Origin of the sequence: Sphingobium sp. EP60837 (genome assembly GCF_001658005.1) — a bacterium.
GTDB classification, from domain to species: domain Bacteria; phylum Pseudomonadota; class Alphaproteobacteria; order Sphingomonadales; family Sphingomonadaceae; genus Sphingobium; species Sphingobium tyrosinilyticum.
This window is the reverse complement of sequence record NZ_CP015986.1, coordinates 296,636-310,051: the sequence shown is the minus strand read 5'-3', so window position 1 is coordinate 310,051 and position 13,416 is coordinate 296,636. Positions and strand designations below refer to the sequence as shown.

Genomic DNA, 13,416 nt, shown 5'->3' with positions numbered 1-13,416 from the left:
TCGCCGCCGCGCTATGCGGCGCGCGGTTCCTTGATTCATCCGAAAATCTGGCTCAGACGCGTGATAACCAGCGGTTGGCTGGGGCCCACTTGCTAAGGCACCTCGTCGGGCCGCAAGCGTCGCAGCTTCGGCGCAGTTTCCAACTGCGCGGCATCCTTGATACCCATGCGCAGGTCCTCACGGGTCTGGTGAATGGAGGCGATTACCGGCCCCATCGCGATCCCGAGGTCAACAAGCGCCGTCTCGGCGAGCTGTAGGGAGCTTTCCAGCGTCTCTGGAACAGCGTCGCTGGCACCCGCCCTGTAGAGCTGCGCCGCATGATCCGTGTCGCGTGCGCGAGCGATGATGGGTAAATCGGGCACCCATCCACGCACGCGCTTGGTCACGCGGATGGACAGAACCGGGTCATCCATAGTGAGGATCAGTGCGCGCGCATGGCCAAGACGTAGCTTGTCCAACATTTCCGTGCGGGACACATCGCCGAAGAGGATCGGATAACCGCCCCGGCGGCCCTCGGCGACGACGTCAGGGTCGGACTCCACAACCGTGAAGCGCTGGTTGTGGACGCGCAGCAGATCGCACACCATGCGACCGACGCGGCCGAAGCCGATCACGACGGCGGCGGCTTCGGTGCTTTCCTGCTGCGGCTCCGGCGCCTCTTCTCCGAGCGCCATCTCCAGCCTCCGCGCTATGTCATGGCCGATGCGGGCGAGAAGGGGAGTGATGGTGAGACCGATCGCGGTTACGATCTGCCAGAAGGCTGCCGTGGATGGCAGGATGAGTTTGGCCGCGGCCGCAGTAGAGAGAACAATCAGCGTCGTTTCTGATGGGCTGGCCATGAGTACGCCAACCTCCAGCGCAACACCCTTGCGCGCCCCAGAGACATACAGGAGAGCGGCTGTCACCAGGGTCTTGGCGAGGACCACGCCCACGACCGCCAGCACAAGGCTGGGCCAGTTCGCCAGGATGACCCGCACATCCAAACTCATGCCGACAGTGATGAGGAAGACGCCCAGGGCAAGGCCCTTGAACGGCGCGGTCATGACTTCCACTTCGCCATGATATTCGGTTTCGGCAATAAGCAGGCCGGCCAGCAATGCTCCGACGATGGGCGACAAACCCGCGAGCGAAGTAGCGATGCTGGAGACGATCACGACCAGCAGGCTGGCCGCAAGAAAAACTTCAGGACTTTTCGTGCGGGCAGCCTGGCTGAAGATGTGTGGGAGGAAGATCCGGCCGAGGATCAGCATGACAGCGATAGTGATCCCGCCCTTCAACAGCGTATCAGCCAATTCGCCCCAAGCACCGTCGGGACTGGATGCGACGGATGGCGCAAGTGCACCCAGCATGAAGATGATGGGGACCAGCGCAAGGTCCTCAAACAGCAGCATCGCAAAAGCAGCCTTCCCAACCGCGCTTTGTGTTCCCACCATCGGCAGCACGACGGCCGTTGAGGACAAGGCAAGAGCCAAGCCGAGGCCGATCGCTCCGGCGAGTGGCTGTTGCAGCAAATAAAGACCCAAGGCTATGATTGCTGCGCTGCCGATCAATTCGGTTGCACCAACACCAAAGACTTGAGCGCGCATGGTCCACAGGCGGCGGAAACTTAGTTCCAGACCTATTGAGAAGAGCAGCAATATGACGCCAAGTTCGGCGAATGGCTCTATCGCTTCTCTATTCGAGATGGTGACGTGATAGAGCCAGGGATGTTCACCGACGAGCGCGCCCAGCCCTGACGGCCCCACGGCGAGACCTACCAGGATGAAACCGATCACAGGGCTGATACGGAAGCGCGCGAAACCGGGGATAACCAATCCGGCAGCCCCCAGAATAACCAGGGAATCGCTGAAGCTTTGAGGATTGATTGCGCCGGCCATGATTTATCATTGCGGGAAGCGCGCAGAATATCCAGCCCCCCGGCGGAACTAGCCTATTTGCTGGTGCGGACGGCGGGACTTGAACCCGCATTCCCAGGGGGAGGCGGATTTTAAGTCCGCTGCGTCTACCGATTTCGCCACGTCCGCGTGGCGCTTCCCCTGACGTTTCCGCGTGCGCAGGTCAAGATGCGCTGATGCTTAGTGCGCTTTGCTGTTCAACCGCTCGCGCATTTCCTTGCCCGGTTTGAAATAGGGAACGCGCTTTGCGGATACCGGCACCTGCTCCCCCGTGCGCGGATTCCGGCCTGTGCGCGCATCTCTTGCGCGGGTCGTGAAGGCGCCAAACCCGCGCAACTCCACCCTGCCACCGTTGGAAAGGCGGTCCACAATCTCTTTGAAGAAAAGGTCAACAATCCTTTCGACCTCTTGAAGGCCGAGGTCCGGATTTTCCTCTGCTAGAGTCTGTATCAATTCTGAGCGTATCATTGGTCCTCCAGCTCCCCCTTCTGGTTCCCACTTAATTCATAGTGAATCCGTTACCTTCTGACAATTATCCAATGTCGGTAGTTGCTTTCTCATTTTGGGATTAAAAAAGCCCGCCGGAAGAACTTCCGACGGGCTCTATTACTTAAGTTAGATCTCTAAGGAGATTAACCTTCGTTCTTCGCCTTGAGCGCTTCACCCAAGATGTCGCCCAGCGATGCGCCGCTGTCGGACGAACCATACTGAGCCACAGCCTGCTTCTCTTCGGCGATCTGCATGGCCTTGACCGAGAAGGTCGGCTTCTTGGCGCGGTCGAAACCGGTGACCATGGCGTCGAACTTCTGGCCGACCTGGAAGCGTTCGGAACGCTGTTCGTCGCGGTCGCGGCCAAGATCGCTGCGCTTGATGAAGCCGGCTGCGCCGTCTTCGCCAGCCTGAACTTCCAAGCCGCCGTCGCGCACTTCCAGAACCGTCACGGTGACGACCGAGTTCTTGGCCAGGCCAGCAGCCGCCGCAGCGGTGCCGCCAGCGGCCGGGCCGCCACGCTCAAGCTGCTTCATGCCGAGGCTGATGCGCTCCTTCTCGACGTCGATGTCGAGAACGACGGCCTGAACCGTTTCGCCCTTGCGGTGCAGCGCCAGCGCGTCTTCGCCCGAAATGCCCCAGGCGATGTCCGACATGTGGACCATGCCGTCCACGTCGCCGTCCAGCCCGATGAACAGGCCGAACTCGGTCGCGTTCTTGACTTCGCCCTCGACGGTCGAGCCGATCGGGTGACGTTCTGCAAAGCTGTCCCAGGGATTGTTCTGGGCCTGCTTAAGGCCGAGCGAGATGCGGCGCTTCTCGGGATCGACTTCCAGAACGATGACATCGACTTCCTGGCTGGTCGAAACGATCTTGCCAGGGTGGACGTTCTTCTTGGTCCAGGACATTTCCGAAACGTGAACCAGACCTTCGATGCCCGGCTCCAGTTCGACGAACGCACCATATTCGGTGATGTTCGTGACGCGGCCCGACAGCTTCGCACCGACCGGGTACTTGGCGGCGGCGCCTTCCCACGGATCGCTTTCCAGCTGCTTCATGCCAAGGCTGATGCGCTGGGTGTCGCGGTTGATGCGGATGATCTGGACACGGACGGTGTCGCCGATGTTGATCATCTCATTCGGATGGTTGATCCGCTTGTAGCTGAGGTCTGTGACGTGCAGCAGGCCGTCGATGCCGCCCAGGTCAACGAACGCACCGTAATCGGTGATGTTCTTGACGACGCCTTCGATGATTTGACCCTCGGCCAGCGTCTGGATGAGGCCGCTGCGCTGTTCGGCGCGGGTTTCTTCCAGGATGGCGCGGCGCGACACGACGATGTTGCCGCGGCGGCGATCCATCTTGAGGATCTGGAAAGGCTGGGGAATGTCCATCAGCGGGGTGACGTCGCGAACCGGGCGAATATCGACCTGCGAACCGGGCAGGAATGCCACGGCGCCGTCGAGATCGACGGTGAAGCCACCCTTGACGCGGCCGAAGATGACGCCTTCGACGCGAGCATTTTCGGTGAATTCGGATTCCAGCTTGTCCCAGGCGGCTTCGCGGCGCGCGCGGTCGCGCGACAGCATCGCTTCGCCATGGGCGTTTTCGACGCGATCGACATAGACTTCGACTTCGTCACCGACCTTGAGGTCAGCCTTCTGGCCCGGCGCGGCGAATTCGCGCAGCGGCACGCGGCCTTCCGACTTCAGGCCGACGTCGATCAACGCCATGTCGTTTTCGATGCCGGTAACGGTGCCCTTTACGACGCGGCCTTCGAAGCCGCCGTCCTCGCCACCGAGAGAATCATTGAGAAGGGCGGCGAAATCGTCGCGCGAGGGGAATGCCGTAGAGGCCATGGTAGTTTCCTTCACTCATCATTGCTGGCCTACCGGTTGTGTCCGGTGGTCTTTCAGGCCAAAGCGCCCGTACGGCCGGATTGCCGCGCGAACATCCGTTCGACCGATGACGGGCGACGCCCCGAGGATAAGCGAAAAGGGCGCCTGGGATTCCCAAGCGCCGTCATCGCGTCAGGCTTGTCGCCGACGTTCCAACTGGGCGTCCACCAGTGCAATGGCCTGCTGGACGGCGGCGTCTATAGTCAAATTACTGGTGTCGAGCAAGTCCGCGCCGTCCGCTACGCGAAGCGGAGCATGGTCCCGACTCATGTCGCGGGTATCACGCGCCTGAATATCGGCGATCAAGCTGTCCATGTCAGGGTGACCGCCGTGGGACAGGGCATCATCATAGCGACGTTGCGCGCGCACATGGACGCTGGCGGTCACGAAAATCTTGGCGTCGGCATCAGGCGCTATAACTGTGGCGATGTCACGGCCATCGAGAATCGCGCCGCCAGGCTGTGTGGCAAAGTCGCGCTGACGCTTAACAAGGGCCTGACGGACGCTTTGGTGGATGGAAACGCGGGAGGCCAGCGAGCCGACGGCTTCGCTCCTCAACGCAGGTTCGCTGAGGACGTCATTTTTGAAGGTACAAGCGGCCAGGGCATCGGCTTCATGATCCGGGTCGCCGCCGGTCTTCAGGACCGCCAGGCCCACTGCGCGGTATAGTAGGCCGGTGTCGAGCACGGGCAGGCCATAATGGCGTCCAAGGGCCTTGGCGATCGTACCCTTCCCTGACGCGGCGGGCCCATCGACGGCGATGATCATGATGCTTTGCCTTTCCTCAGCGCCTTGTCGAGGCCGATGAGTGCAATGACGGCCCAGACGACTTCGAGTGCCATCGACGCGACGTTGAAATGAACCGTCAGCGAATAAATCAGAAGTAGTGAGCCAATCAGGTTCAGCAGGTTGAAGAACGTGAAATTCAGTTGCTTCGCCATGTTGCTATAGGCGTAGGCGATGACCATCAGGCCGCTGCCGCTCAAGCCTATGACGTTGGCGGGGTCGAAAGTCATGGGATCGCGCCGATCGACTGCAGAAGAGCGGTGAAACCGGGGAAGCTTGTCGCCACGGGGCGCATGTCGTCGATGGTGATACCGGTTTTCGAAATCAGGCCGGCGACCGCGAAGCTCATCGCGATGCGGTGGTCAAGCTTCGTGGCGATCGGGCCGCCGCCTGGCAGGAGGGTGCCGCCGCTGCCTTCGATGATAATGCCGTCCTCCAGTTCTTCCACCGTGACTCCAATGGCGCGAAGGCCAGCCGCCATGGTCGCGATGCGATCCGACTCCTTGACTCGCAATTCTTCCAGGCCGCGGAAGGTGCTGCGGCCCTCCGCGAAGGCGGCGGCAATGAAGGCCACGGGATATTCGTCGATCATCGAAGGCGCGCGCGCTGGGTCGGGCTCGACCCCCTTCAGGGACGAGGCGGTTAGAACGAGGTCGCCCACTGGTTCGCCGCCGACTTCGCGCGGATTTTCTATGACGATATCGCCGCCCATTTCCCGCAGCAGGTCGATAAGGCCGGCGCGGGTTGTGTTGAGGCCGACATTGGCGATCGTGATCTTCGATCCTGGCACCAGAAGTGCAGCAACCATAGGGAAGGCTGCCGAGGACGGGTCACCGGGAACGACGATCGACTGCGGGCGGAGTTCAGCTTCGCCCTTGAGAGTGATGAAGCGGGTGCCATCGGCGTCCATTTCCACGCTGAGGTCTGCGCCGAAGCCCTTCAGCATCCGTTCACTATGATCTCGGGTGGGGATCGGCTCCACGATCCGGGTGATGCCTGGTGCGTTCAGACCTGCCAGCAGAATCGCGGACTTGACCTGCGCGGAGGCGACCGGGAGGCGATAGTCCAGCGGAACAGCCGGGCAAGCGCCCTTCATGGTGAGTGGAAGTCGGTCGCCCGGACTGGTGGTGAAACTTGCGCCCATGCGGGAAAGCGGTTCGGTGACCCTGGCCATCGGGCGTTTGCTGAGCGAGGCGTCACCCACAAATGTCGCGGTGATTGCATGGCTAGCGATCAGGCCCATCAACAGGCGCGTCGATGTGCCGCTATTTCCCATGTCCAGCGCCGATTGCGGCTGCAGCAAACCGCCGACGCCCACCCCGCGAATATGACAGATCCCGTCCTCGTCCCGGCTGATCTGCGCCCCCATGGCGCGCATCGCTGCAGCGGTCGCGAGGACGTCCTCGCCCTCCAGCAAACCTTCCACGCGGCTTTCCCCTATGGCGAGCGCCGAAAGCATCAGCGATCGGTGCGAAATGCTCTTGTCGCCCGGCACGTTGATGCTTCCCGATAACGGCGGCGCGCTTCCAAACGTCATGGAACGAGGTTGATCGGAAGAAGAGGTCACTGTGAAATCCGATTGTCAGGGAACTGAAAAATTGCGCCCGGCTTTTGACAGCGCGGTTCCGCTATGGCAAGGCGCGCGTCGCTTCGCGGGCGACATAGTCGTGCCGCGTGATTTCTGTTTAAGCCACTCGTAAGAAGGACAAGCCCGGACATGGTCAAGGCTGAATGGGGCACGAAGCGTAGCTGCCCGAAATGTGCGACGCGCTTCTATGACCTGGGCAAGGATGACCCGGTTACCTGCATCAACTGCGGCACCGCCTGGGAACCCGAGCCGGTGCTGAAGTCGAAGCAGCCGCTGCCTTATGAAGAAGCACCGAAGAAGGTCATCGAGACGGCCGACGGCGAGATGGAGGCGGCGGACGACGATCTGGACTTGGATCTGGATGTCGATGACGATGGGGATTCGCCGGACAACGATGTCGATCTGGGCGGTGACGACGACTTGGGTGTCGATGCTGGCGGCAATGACGGCGACGACGACAATTAAGTAATTTTCTGCTTGCCAAGGAGGAAGCTGCCACCTAATGGCAGCGACCTCCGAGGCGCCGGACCCAAACGGCGCCGACACTGGAAACGGGGCCTTAGCTCAGCTGGGAGAGCGCCTGCATGGCATGCAGGAGGTCAGCGGTTCGATCCCGCTAGGCTCCACCAGTTTTGCCGGAGTTGAGCCGTCCCGCGGATGGCTTCCGGTAAAACGTCTGATCGCAAGCGAGGGGTGTGGGGAGGTTGCAGGCAACCTTGATCGACACTTCCAGATGCTGCGTGACGGTCCAGACATTGGCCGACGGTCCTGATACCGGTCATGGCCTGATCCATTAGGACGCGGTATGATGTCGCTCCATGATGGGGCCTTAGCTCAGCTGGGAGAGCGCCTGCATGGCATGCAGGAGGTCAGCGGTTCGATCCCGCTAGGCTCCACCATATATCCGACAGAGATATAGTTGCGGATGCCGTGGAAACATGCGGTCCGGAAGCGAGGTGTCTGGCGTTATTGTGCCTATGCCTGTTCAATCACCTGCTGCCGGGTGGTAGGTCGAGCTTTGCAAATCACGCTGCCGCATTCGCCGCACATTAGGGCGTGAGGGCTTCATTAGGGTCTATAGCTCTAATCACGTTCGACTCGGGCGGGGGTGGTGAGGGGTTGGCGCCCATGTTCATGCTCGCCGGTCCGGTGGTAGCGATAGCGATCTCCTTATCGACATAGACGTCAAAAGTGGTGCCAGCCGGCAATGGCACATCCTTGCCGCGTACAAGAATGGCCAATGGGAGAAAAACGATGCCTGCGCCAACCGAGTTGAGCGTGCCGGATTTCCCCTCGACATTGCGCTCTCCGCGCACCGCCACATCTTGCTGACCGGCCCTCACCCTGCTCACGCGGATATTGAGCTTCCCGGATCGGCCGAGCAGGCCATTGTCACTTGCCCGCATCACTTCGCCGATGACAGGGGTTCCGGCGGCAATAACAGTCACGCCGCCGATCACGACGGGCTTGGTCACTGCTAGATCTATTGATTGGCCTTCCTTCGTCGACTTTGAGGACACATCCTGCCGCGTCTCCAGGGTAATCGTCAGCCCTTCCGGGAGTATTATGGATTGGGCAGATCCGGCATTTGCTTCGAACAGAAAGATAAGCATCAGGCAGACAGCCAGCGGCCTAAAACAGGAGGAGCGGAATGCGAAGCAGATCATCGCAACATCCTTTCCGCCTGATCGCGTCATCAAGCGGCGACTTGCGTGACGAGATTACGCCTGGACCTGTACCGCGTCAACGAACGGCCCGCTATCAAGCGGGCTGGACAAAGCTATCCATCACGCGCTTGCGGCCTGCGGTTTCGAAATCGATCTCCAACTTGTTGCCCTCGATCTCCGCCACAGTCCCATAGCCGAACTTCTGGTGGAAAATGCGTAGGCCGACGCTCATATCGTCCCGCCCCTTATTTCCGAGTGACACGGCCGAGGAGCGGGCTTCGACGATGCGTAAAGGTTCGCGAGTGAATTGACCGCTTTGTTGCGCCCGCTGCCAGCCGGGACCACGCCCGGAGCCGCGCTGAACATTGGCGAAGGGATCTGCCCGCTCCGACCAGTTTGCTCGCCAGAGCGACGCGCCACCAGCCATGCTGCTTTCTTCTTCGACATGTTCGGGCGGCAACTCACCAACGAATCTGGAAGGGATGGAACTGGTCCATTGCCCATAGATACGACGGTTGGCGGCGTGAAGGATGATGCACAGCTTCCGGGCGCGCGTGATTGCGACATAGGCGAGGCGCCGCTCTTCTTCCAAGCTGTTGAGGCCACCTTCGTCGAGCGCTCGCTGAGAGGGGAAAATGCCCTCTTCCCAACCCGCGAGGAACACGGTGTCGAACTCCAGCCCCTTAGCGGCGTGGATGGTCATAATCGTGATCTTGCGCTCTTCAGCTTGAGCGTCATTGTCCATGACCAGCGACACATGCTCTAGGAACGCCCCCAGCGTTTCATATTCCTCCATCGCGCGGGCAAGTTCGTTGAGATTCTCCAAGCGGCCCGCGCTTTCGGCCGTGCGCTCTGCCTGAAGCATGGCGGTGTAGCCGCTTTCGTCCAGGATCTGGCGGGCCAGTTCAGCATGAGGAAGCTGGGCAGCACGGTCGCGCCAACGCGCAAGGTCGCCGATAAACGCGCCGAGGCTGCGGCGGGCCTGCGGCGTCATTTCGTCCGTGTCGAGGATGCGGGCGGCCGCAAGTGCCAGGGGAATGCCCTCGGCTCGCGCGAGGCGGTGGAGCTTTTCGACAGCCTTGTCACCCAAACCGCGCTTGGGGACGTTGACGATCCTTTCGAACGCCAGATCGTCGGCGGGCTGATTGACGAGTCGCAGATAGGCCAGGGCGTCGCGAATTTCCGCACGTTCATAGAAACGAAAGCCGCCCACGATCCGATAGGGCAGGCCGATCTGGATAAATCGGTCTTCGAACTCCCGCGTCTGATGCTGCGCTCTTACAAGGATCGCGACCTCATCGAGCGACTGGCCTGATCGTTCGATGGTTTCGATTTCGTCGCCGACACGACGAGCTTCCTCCGGGCCATCCCAAACCCCGATGATGCGAACCTTCTCCCCAATGTCGATGTCGGTCCAGAGAGTTTTCCCGAGCCGGTTGCCATTCTCCGCAATGACACCCGAAGCCGCGCCGAGGATGTGGGGGGTCGATCGGTAATTCTGTTCGAGGCGGACGATCTTCGCGCCCGGGAAATCCTTTTCGAAGCGCAATATGTTGGCGACCTCTGCGCCGCGCCAGGAATAGATGGACTGGTCGTCGTCCCCCACGCAGCAAATATTCTTGCGCTGTTGAGCCAGCAGCCGAAGCCAGAGATACTGGCTGCTGTTCGTATCCTGATATTCATCGACCATCACGTAACGGAACCGTTGCTGATAGCTTTCCAGCACATCGCGATGACGCTTTAAAATCGTCAGGACATGGAGCAGGAGGTCGCCGAAATCGCAGGCGTTCACATCGCGGAGCCGCGCCTGATAGGCAGCATACAGCTTCTGTCCGCGCCCGTTGGCATATGCCTCGCTCTCTCCGGCGCCAATCTCCTCGGGCGTTAGCCCCTTGTTTTTCCATTGGTCGATCAAACCACCAAGCTGACGAGCGGGCCACCGCTTCTCATCAATCCCTTCAGCCTGGATCAACTGCTTCATCAACCGGAGTTGGTCATCCGTATCCAGGATGGTGAAGTTGGATTGGAGGCCCACCAGTTCGGCATGACGGCGCAGCATCTTGGCGGCGATGGCGTGAAAAGTGCCCAGCCATGGCATGCCCTCTACCGCGGGACCGATCATCCGCCCGACGCGCTCGCGCATCTCTCGGGCGGCCTTGTTGGTGAAGGTGACGGCCAGGATTTCAGAAGGGTAAGAGCGGCGGGTCGCGATAAGATGCGCCAAGCGTGCCGTCAGTGCAGCAGTCTTGCCAGTGCCCGCGCCCGCAAGCACCAGCACCGGCCCTTCGGTCGTGAGCACGGCCTCTCGCTGCGGAGCGTTGAGACCCCGAAGATAGGCAGGATCATCGGGCGAAGGGGCGGGCAGAGTCATGGTCAACAACTAGGGAGCAAGGTGCAGCGGAGCAAGAGCCACGCCCTTGCAGGTTAGTCTGATCTATGAGAACAAAAGGCGAATAGCGCAAGGAGAAAGGTCATGGCGACGGGACGGTGTCAATGTGGAGCCATCCAGTTCGAGGTGCAGGGTGAACCGGTTTACAGTGCGCTCTGCCATTGTTCTGACTGTCGTAGGAGCGCCGGCGCGCCGATGGTCGGATGGGCGTTGTTTCGTGAAGATAAGGTCAAGGTGAAGGGAGAACCGAAAGCGTATCGGTCATCGGAAAATGCTACCCGGCAATTCTGCGCGGATTGTGGCACGGGGCTCTTTTACCGTAACCCCGCCGCCTTTCCCGCTATGGTCGATATTCAGACGGCTACGCTCGACGACCCGTCGATCTTCCCTCCTTCTGTTCATGTGCAATGGGCTGAGGCCGCACCTTGGATGGGGTCGGTCCACAAACTTCCCCGGTTTGAACGCTATCCAGAAGGTTGAGGGATGGAGCAATCGCCTGATGGCAGCTAAGCAACGGTTCGTCGCCGATATCGGAACGCGTGCGTCACCGATGCTGTTCTTCACCAGCCAAGAGGCAGAACGGGGTGACGAACAGGAAAGGATGACCCGATGAAATCGATCATGCTTGCAGGCGCCGCGATGCTGGCCTTTGGCACGGGCGCTGCCGGGATTGCGATCGCTCAAGGTGCGCCAGGTAGCGTGGGGCAACCCCCCGCAACCAACACAGCGCCACCAGGAGACCCTGCGGTTCCTGCAACGCCCGCTACACCAGGTGAACCCGGTGAGGCTGCGACCCCCGCAGCACCGGCTACTCCAGCTGACCCGAACGCGGGTCAATCAACCGGGGCGGTTCCGCCGAGTACAGGCATGACGCCCGCCCCTGCTGGTGTGCCCACTGACCCGACAGCCCCGGTTGGCAGTTCGGCCAATCCAGTAACAGTTGGCGGGAATATGACCCCTCCGCCGGCAGGCGGTAAGGACTATCCGTTATGCAGCAGGACAGTGCAGGACAGCTGCATCAATCCTGGTGAAGCGCCGCGTTCGAAGCGGGCTTCGCGCAGGCATCGCTAGCTAACGAGGCGGGGCCGGGCAGCGCGGCGATAAGTGCCGCGAGCCCGGCCTTGTCGCGTGCGGCATCGGCTAGGCTGTGTTGGTCGAGCACGGAGAGAAAGGCGGCGGTTGCCGCCTTCAATATGCCGGAAAGGCCGCACGCGGGACGAAGCGCGCATCCGCCGCAGTCCGCGAGGTTCATGTCTGTTTCGGTATGACGGATTACTTCGCCGAGCATGATCGCCTCGGGCGGGCGCGCTAGGATGAAGCCGCCGCCGCGGCCCCGCTGGGTCGTGATGAAACGGCCTTGGCCCAGATGATGGACTACTTTCATGAGATGATTGCGTGAAAGGCTGTAGCTGTCGGCGATTTCCGAGATGGTCGCGCGGCCCGTGGGCGATACCGCCAAGTGGATGAGGACGCGGAGGGCGTAATCGGTGTGGCGGGTCAATTGCATGAGGGAATGCGTTAAAAGAATGAAGTTGAGGGATCAAACATATATTCTATTTACATGTCCAAACATGCAAAATAAATGCACCTTTATCGAGTCTTCAACCAAAAGGGGTGCATCATGAGCCAGCTCAGCGCTGAAACCATCGCGATCGTCAAGGCAACCGCTCCGGCGCTGCGTAGCCATGGGGTCGAGATCACCACTGCGATGTACAAGCGGCTTTTCCAGGACCCGTCGATCAAGGACATGTTCGATCAGGGCGCGCAGGACAGCGGCGAGCAGCCGAAGCGGCTGGCTGCCGCGATCCTGGGCTATGCCGAAAATATCGACAAGCTGCAGGCGCTGCAGGGCGCGGTCGCACGGATGGTGCAGCGGCATGTGGAGACTGGCGTCAAGGCGGAGCATTATCCCAAGGTCGCCGAGGCGCTGCTGCCTGCCATCCGCGATGTGCTGGGTGAAGAGGTCGCGACCGATGCGGTGCTGAACGCCTGGGGCAAAGCCTATTGGTTTCTGGCCGAGATTTTGATCGGCAAGGAGGCGCAGGCTTATGAGGATGCCGAGGCTGCTTGAATTGTGAGCGGAGGCGAGCCCACCCCTGGCCCCTCCCGCTTGCGGGAGGGGAGCTTTAAGGTTCGGCCCGGAGGAGCGTCAGGCGCGCTTTTCCTACATCACGGTTGGCGTCAATGGCGAAGCCTTTGACCTCCACATCCTCCCGGCGATCGGTTTCTATGCTGATCCAAGTGGCGGCGCTGGTCCAGCCAAGGCGGCTGAGCTTGTCGAGCGCCACTGCGCCTGCCCCGCTATTATAGGGCGGGTCCATGAAGATGAGGTCGAGCGGCTTAGGCGCCGGACCGAGCGAGAGGACGCTGCTCTGGCGGATGTCGGGGCGGACCCCCAGTTTTTCGCCATTGGCGCGGATCGCGTCCAGCGCTGCGCGATCCTGTTCCACGAAGAGGCAGCTTGCTGCGCCACGGGACAAGGCTTCAAAGCCCAGCGCCCCGGAGCCCGCAAAGAAATCGCCCACGCTAAGCCCTTCAAAGGAGCCGAGGCGGCTTAGCAGCATGGAGAAGAGGGTTTCGCGCGTCCGGTCGGCAGTGGGACGGGTGGCGTCGCCTTTCGGGGCGACAAGTGGGCGGCCTCGCCATTGGCCTGCGATTATTCTCATGGCGGCATCCGTGCAGAAGAAGTGGAGCCCCTCGACAAGCT

At 61.0% G+C, this 13,416-nt stretch carries 13 protein-coding genes and 3 tRNA genes; 5 read left to right on the top strand and 11 right to left on the bottom strand.

From position 1 onward, the window contains the following. Window positions 1-92 precede the first annotated feature (92 nt). From EP837_RS01395 to aroA, 7 genes are all read right to left on the bottom strand, one after another. On the bottom strand, window positions 93-1,877 hold the full coding sequence (locus EP837_RS01395; RefSeq protein ID WP_066523886.1) for a cation:proton antiporter domain-containing protein: 1,785 nt from the start codon (window positions 1,875-1,877) through the stop codon (window positions 93-95). A 61-nt stretch (window positions 1,878-1,938) separates the two neighbouring features. Beyond that, window positions 1,939-2,024, bottom strand: a tRNA-Leu gene (locus tag EP837_RS01390). A gap of 51 nt (window positions 2,025-2,075) precedes the next feature. Next, window positions 2,076-2,363, bottom strand: coding sequence for an integration host factor subunit beta (locus EP837_RS01385; protein ID WP_066523885.1), 288 nt, complete (start codon window positions 2,361-2,363; stop codon window positions 2,076-2,078). Between the two features lie 164 nt (window positions 2,364-2,527). Further along, window positions 2,528-4,240, bottom strand: a complete 1,713-nt coding sequence (gene rpsA / locus EP837_RS01380; protein ID WP_066523884.1) for a 30S ribosomal protein S1 — start codon at window positions 4,238-4,240, stop codon at window positions 2,528-2,530. Window positions 4,241-4,411: 171 nt separating this feature from the next. Next, on the bottom strand, window positions 4,412-5,047 hold the full coding sequence (gene cmk / locus EP837_RS01375; RefSeq protein ID WP_066523883.1) for a (d)CMP kinase: 636 nt from the start codon (window positions 5,045-5,047) through the stop codon (window positions 4,412-4,414). Beyond that, window positions 5,044-5,295, bottom strand: coding sequence for a CBU_0592 family membrane protein (locus EP837_RS01370; RefSeq protein WP_066523882.1), 252 nt, complete (start codon window positions 5,293-5,295; stop codon window positions 5,044-5,046). The genes cmk and EP837_RS01370 overlap by 4 nt, the downstream gene beginning before the upstream one ends. Then, the gene (gene aroA / locus EP837_RS01365; protein ID WP_197486294.1) at window positions 5,292-6,602 is read right to left on the bottom strand and encodes a 3-phosphoshikimate 1-carboxyvinyltransferase; all 1,311 of its coding nucleotides are present in this window, start codon (window positions 6,600-6,602) and stop codon (window positions 5,292-5,294) included. Before aroA ends, EP837_RS01370 begins: the two co-directional genes overlap by 4 nt. A gap of 180 nt (window positions 6,603-6,782) precedes the next feature. On the opposite strand from aroA, the gene EP837_RS01360 reads away from it, so the two are divergent. From EP837_RS01360 to EP837_RS01350, 3 genes are all read left to right on the top strand, one after another. Continuing rightward, window positions 6,783-7,118, top strand: coding sequence for a TIGR02300 family protein (locus EP837_RS01360; RefSeq protein WP_066523880.1), 336 nt, complete (start codon window positions 6,783-6,785; stop codon window positions 7,116-7,118). 88 nt (window positions 7,119-7,206) lie between these two features. Next, window positions 7,207-7,282: transfer RNA gene (locus tag EP837_RS01355), tRNA-Ala, on the top strand. 194 nt (window positions 7,283-7,476) lie between these two features. Then, window positions 7,477-7,552 (top strand) — tRNA-Ala (locus tag EP837_RS01350). Between the two features lie 150 nt (window positions 7,553-7,702). On the opposite strand, the gene EP837_RS01345 is transcribed toward EP837_RS01350, so the two are convergent. Together EP837_RS01345 and EP837_RS01340 are read right to left on the bottom strand one after the other, a co-directional pair. Then, on the bottom strand, window positions 7,703-8,128 hold the full coding sequence (locus EP837_RS01345) for a hypothetical protein (protein WP_156518356.1): 426 nt from the start codon (window positions 8,126-8,128) through the stop codon (window positions 7,703-7,705). A 286-nt stretch (window positions 8,129-8,414) separates the two neighbouring features. After that, on the bottom strand, window positions 8,415-10,691 hold the full coding sequence (locus EP837_RS01340) for an ATP-dependent helicase (RefSeq protein WP_066523878.1): 2,277 nt from the start codon (window positions 10,689-10,691) through the stop codon (window positions 8,415-8,417). A gap of 102 nt (window positions 10,692-10,793) precedes the next feature. Between EP837_RS01340 and EP837_RS20350 the strand changes: the two genes are divergently transcribed. Then, the gene (locus EP837_RS20350) at window positions 10,794-11,189 is read left to right on the top strand and encodes a GFA family protein (RefSeq protein ID WP_082919524.1); all 396 of its coding nucleotides are present in this window, start codon (window positions 10,794-10,796) and stop codon (window positions 11,187-11,189) included. Window positions 11,190-11,727: 538 nt separating this feature from the next. Here EP837_RS20350 and EP837_RS01330 read toward each other — a convergent pair. Next, a complete protein-coding gene (locus tag EP837_RS01330; protein ID WP_066523876.1) occupies window positions 11,728-12,216 on the bottom strand; it encodes an RrF2 family transcriptional regulator in 489 nt (162 codons plus the stop codon). Window positions 12,217-12,330: 114 nt separating this feature from the next. Between EP837_RS01330 and EP837_RS01325 the strand changes: the two genes are divergently transcribed. Beyond that, complete coding sequence (locus tag EP837_RS01325; RefSeq protein ID WP_066528474.1) at window positions 12,331-12,780, top strand: globin domain-containing protein; 450 nt, start codon at window positions 12,331-12,333, stop codon at window positions 12,778-12,780. 55 nt (window positions 12,781-12,835) lie between these two features. On the opposite strand, the gene rsmD is transcribed toward EP837_RS01325, so the two are convergent. Next, window positions 12,836-13,375, bottom strand: a complete 540-nt coding sequence (rsmD, locus tag EP837_RS01320; protein ID WP_066523875.1) for a 16S rRNA (guanine(966)-N(2))-methyltransferase RsmD — start codon at window positions 13,373-13,375, stop codon at window positions 12,836-12,838. Window positions 13,376-13,416: the final 41 nt, after the last annotated feature.

Bases quoted from the DNA above. Each gene is read 5' to 3' on its own strand.
- EP837_RS01395 (WP_066523886.1), bottom strand. From the start codon at position 1,877: ATGGCCGGCGCAATCAATCCTCAAAGCTTCAGCGATTCCCTGGTTATT.
- EP837_RS01385 (WP_066523885.1), bottom strand. From the start codon at position 2,363: ATGATACGCTCAGAATTGATACAGACTCTAGCAGAGGAAAATCCGGAC.
- rpsA (WP_066523884.1), bottom strand. From the start codon at position 4,240: ATGGCCTCTACGGCATTCCCCTCGCGCGACGATTTCGCCGCCCTTCTC.
- cmk (WP_066523883.1), bottom strand. From the start codon at position 5,047: ATGATCATCGCCGTCGATGGGCCCGCCGCGTCAGGGAAGGGTACGATC.
- EP837_RS01370 (WP_066523882.1), bottom strand. From the start codon at position 5,295: ATGACTTTCGACCCCGCCAACGTCATAGGCTTGAGCGGCAGCGGCCTG.
- aroA (WP_197486294.1), bottom strand. From the start codon at position 6,602: ATGACGTTTGGAAGCGCGCCGCCGTTATCGGGAAGCATCAACGTGCCG.
- EP837_RS01360 (WP_066523880.1), top strand. From the start codon at position 6,783: ATGGTCAAGGCTGAATGGGGCACGAAGCGTAGCTGCCCGAAATGTGCG.
- EP837_RS01340 (WP_066523878.1), bottom strand. From the start codon at position 10,691: ATGACTCTGCCCGCCCCTTCGCCCGATGATCCTGCCTATCTTCGGGGT.
- EP837_RS20350 (WP_082919524.1), top strand. From the start codon at position 10,794: ATGGCGACGGGACGGTGTCAATGTGGAGCCATCCAGTTCGAGGTGCAG.
- EP837_RS01330 (WP_066523876.1), bottom strand. From the start codon at position 12,216: ATGCAATTGACCCGCCACACCGATTACGCCCTCCGCGTCCTCATCCAC.
- EP837_RS01325 (WP_066528474.1), top strand. From the start codon at position 12,331: ATGAGCCAGCTCAGCGCTGAAACCATCGCGATCGTCAAGGCAACCGCT.
- rsmD (WP_066523875.1), bottom strand. From the start codon at position 13,375: ATGAGAATAATCGCAGGCCAATGGCGAGGCCGCCCACTTGTCGCCCCG.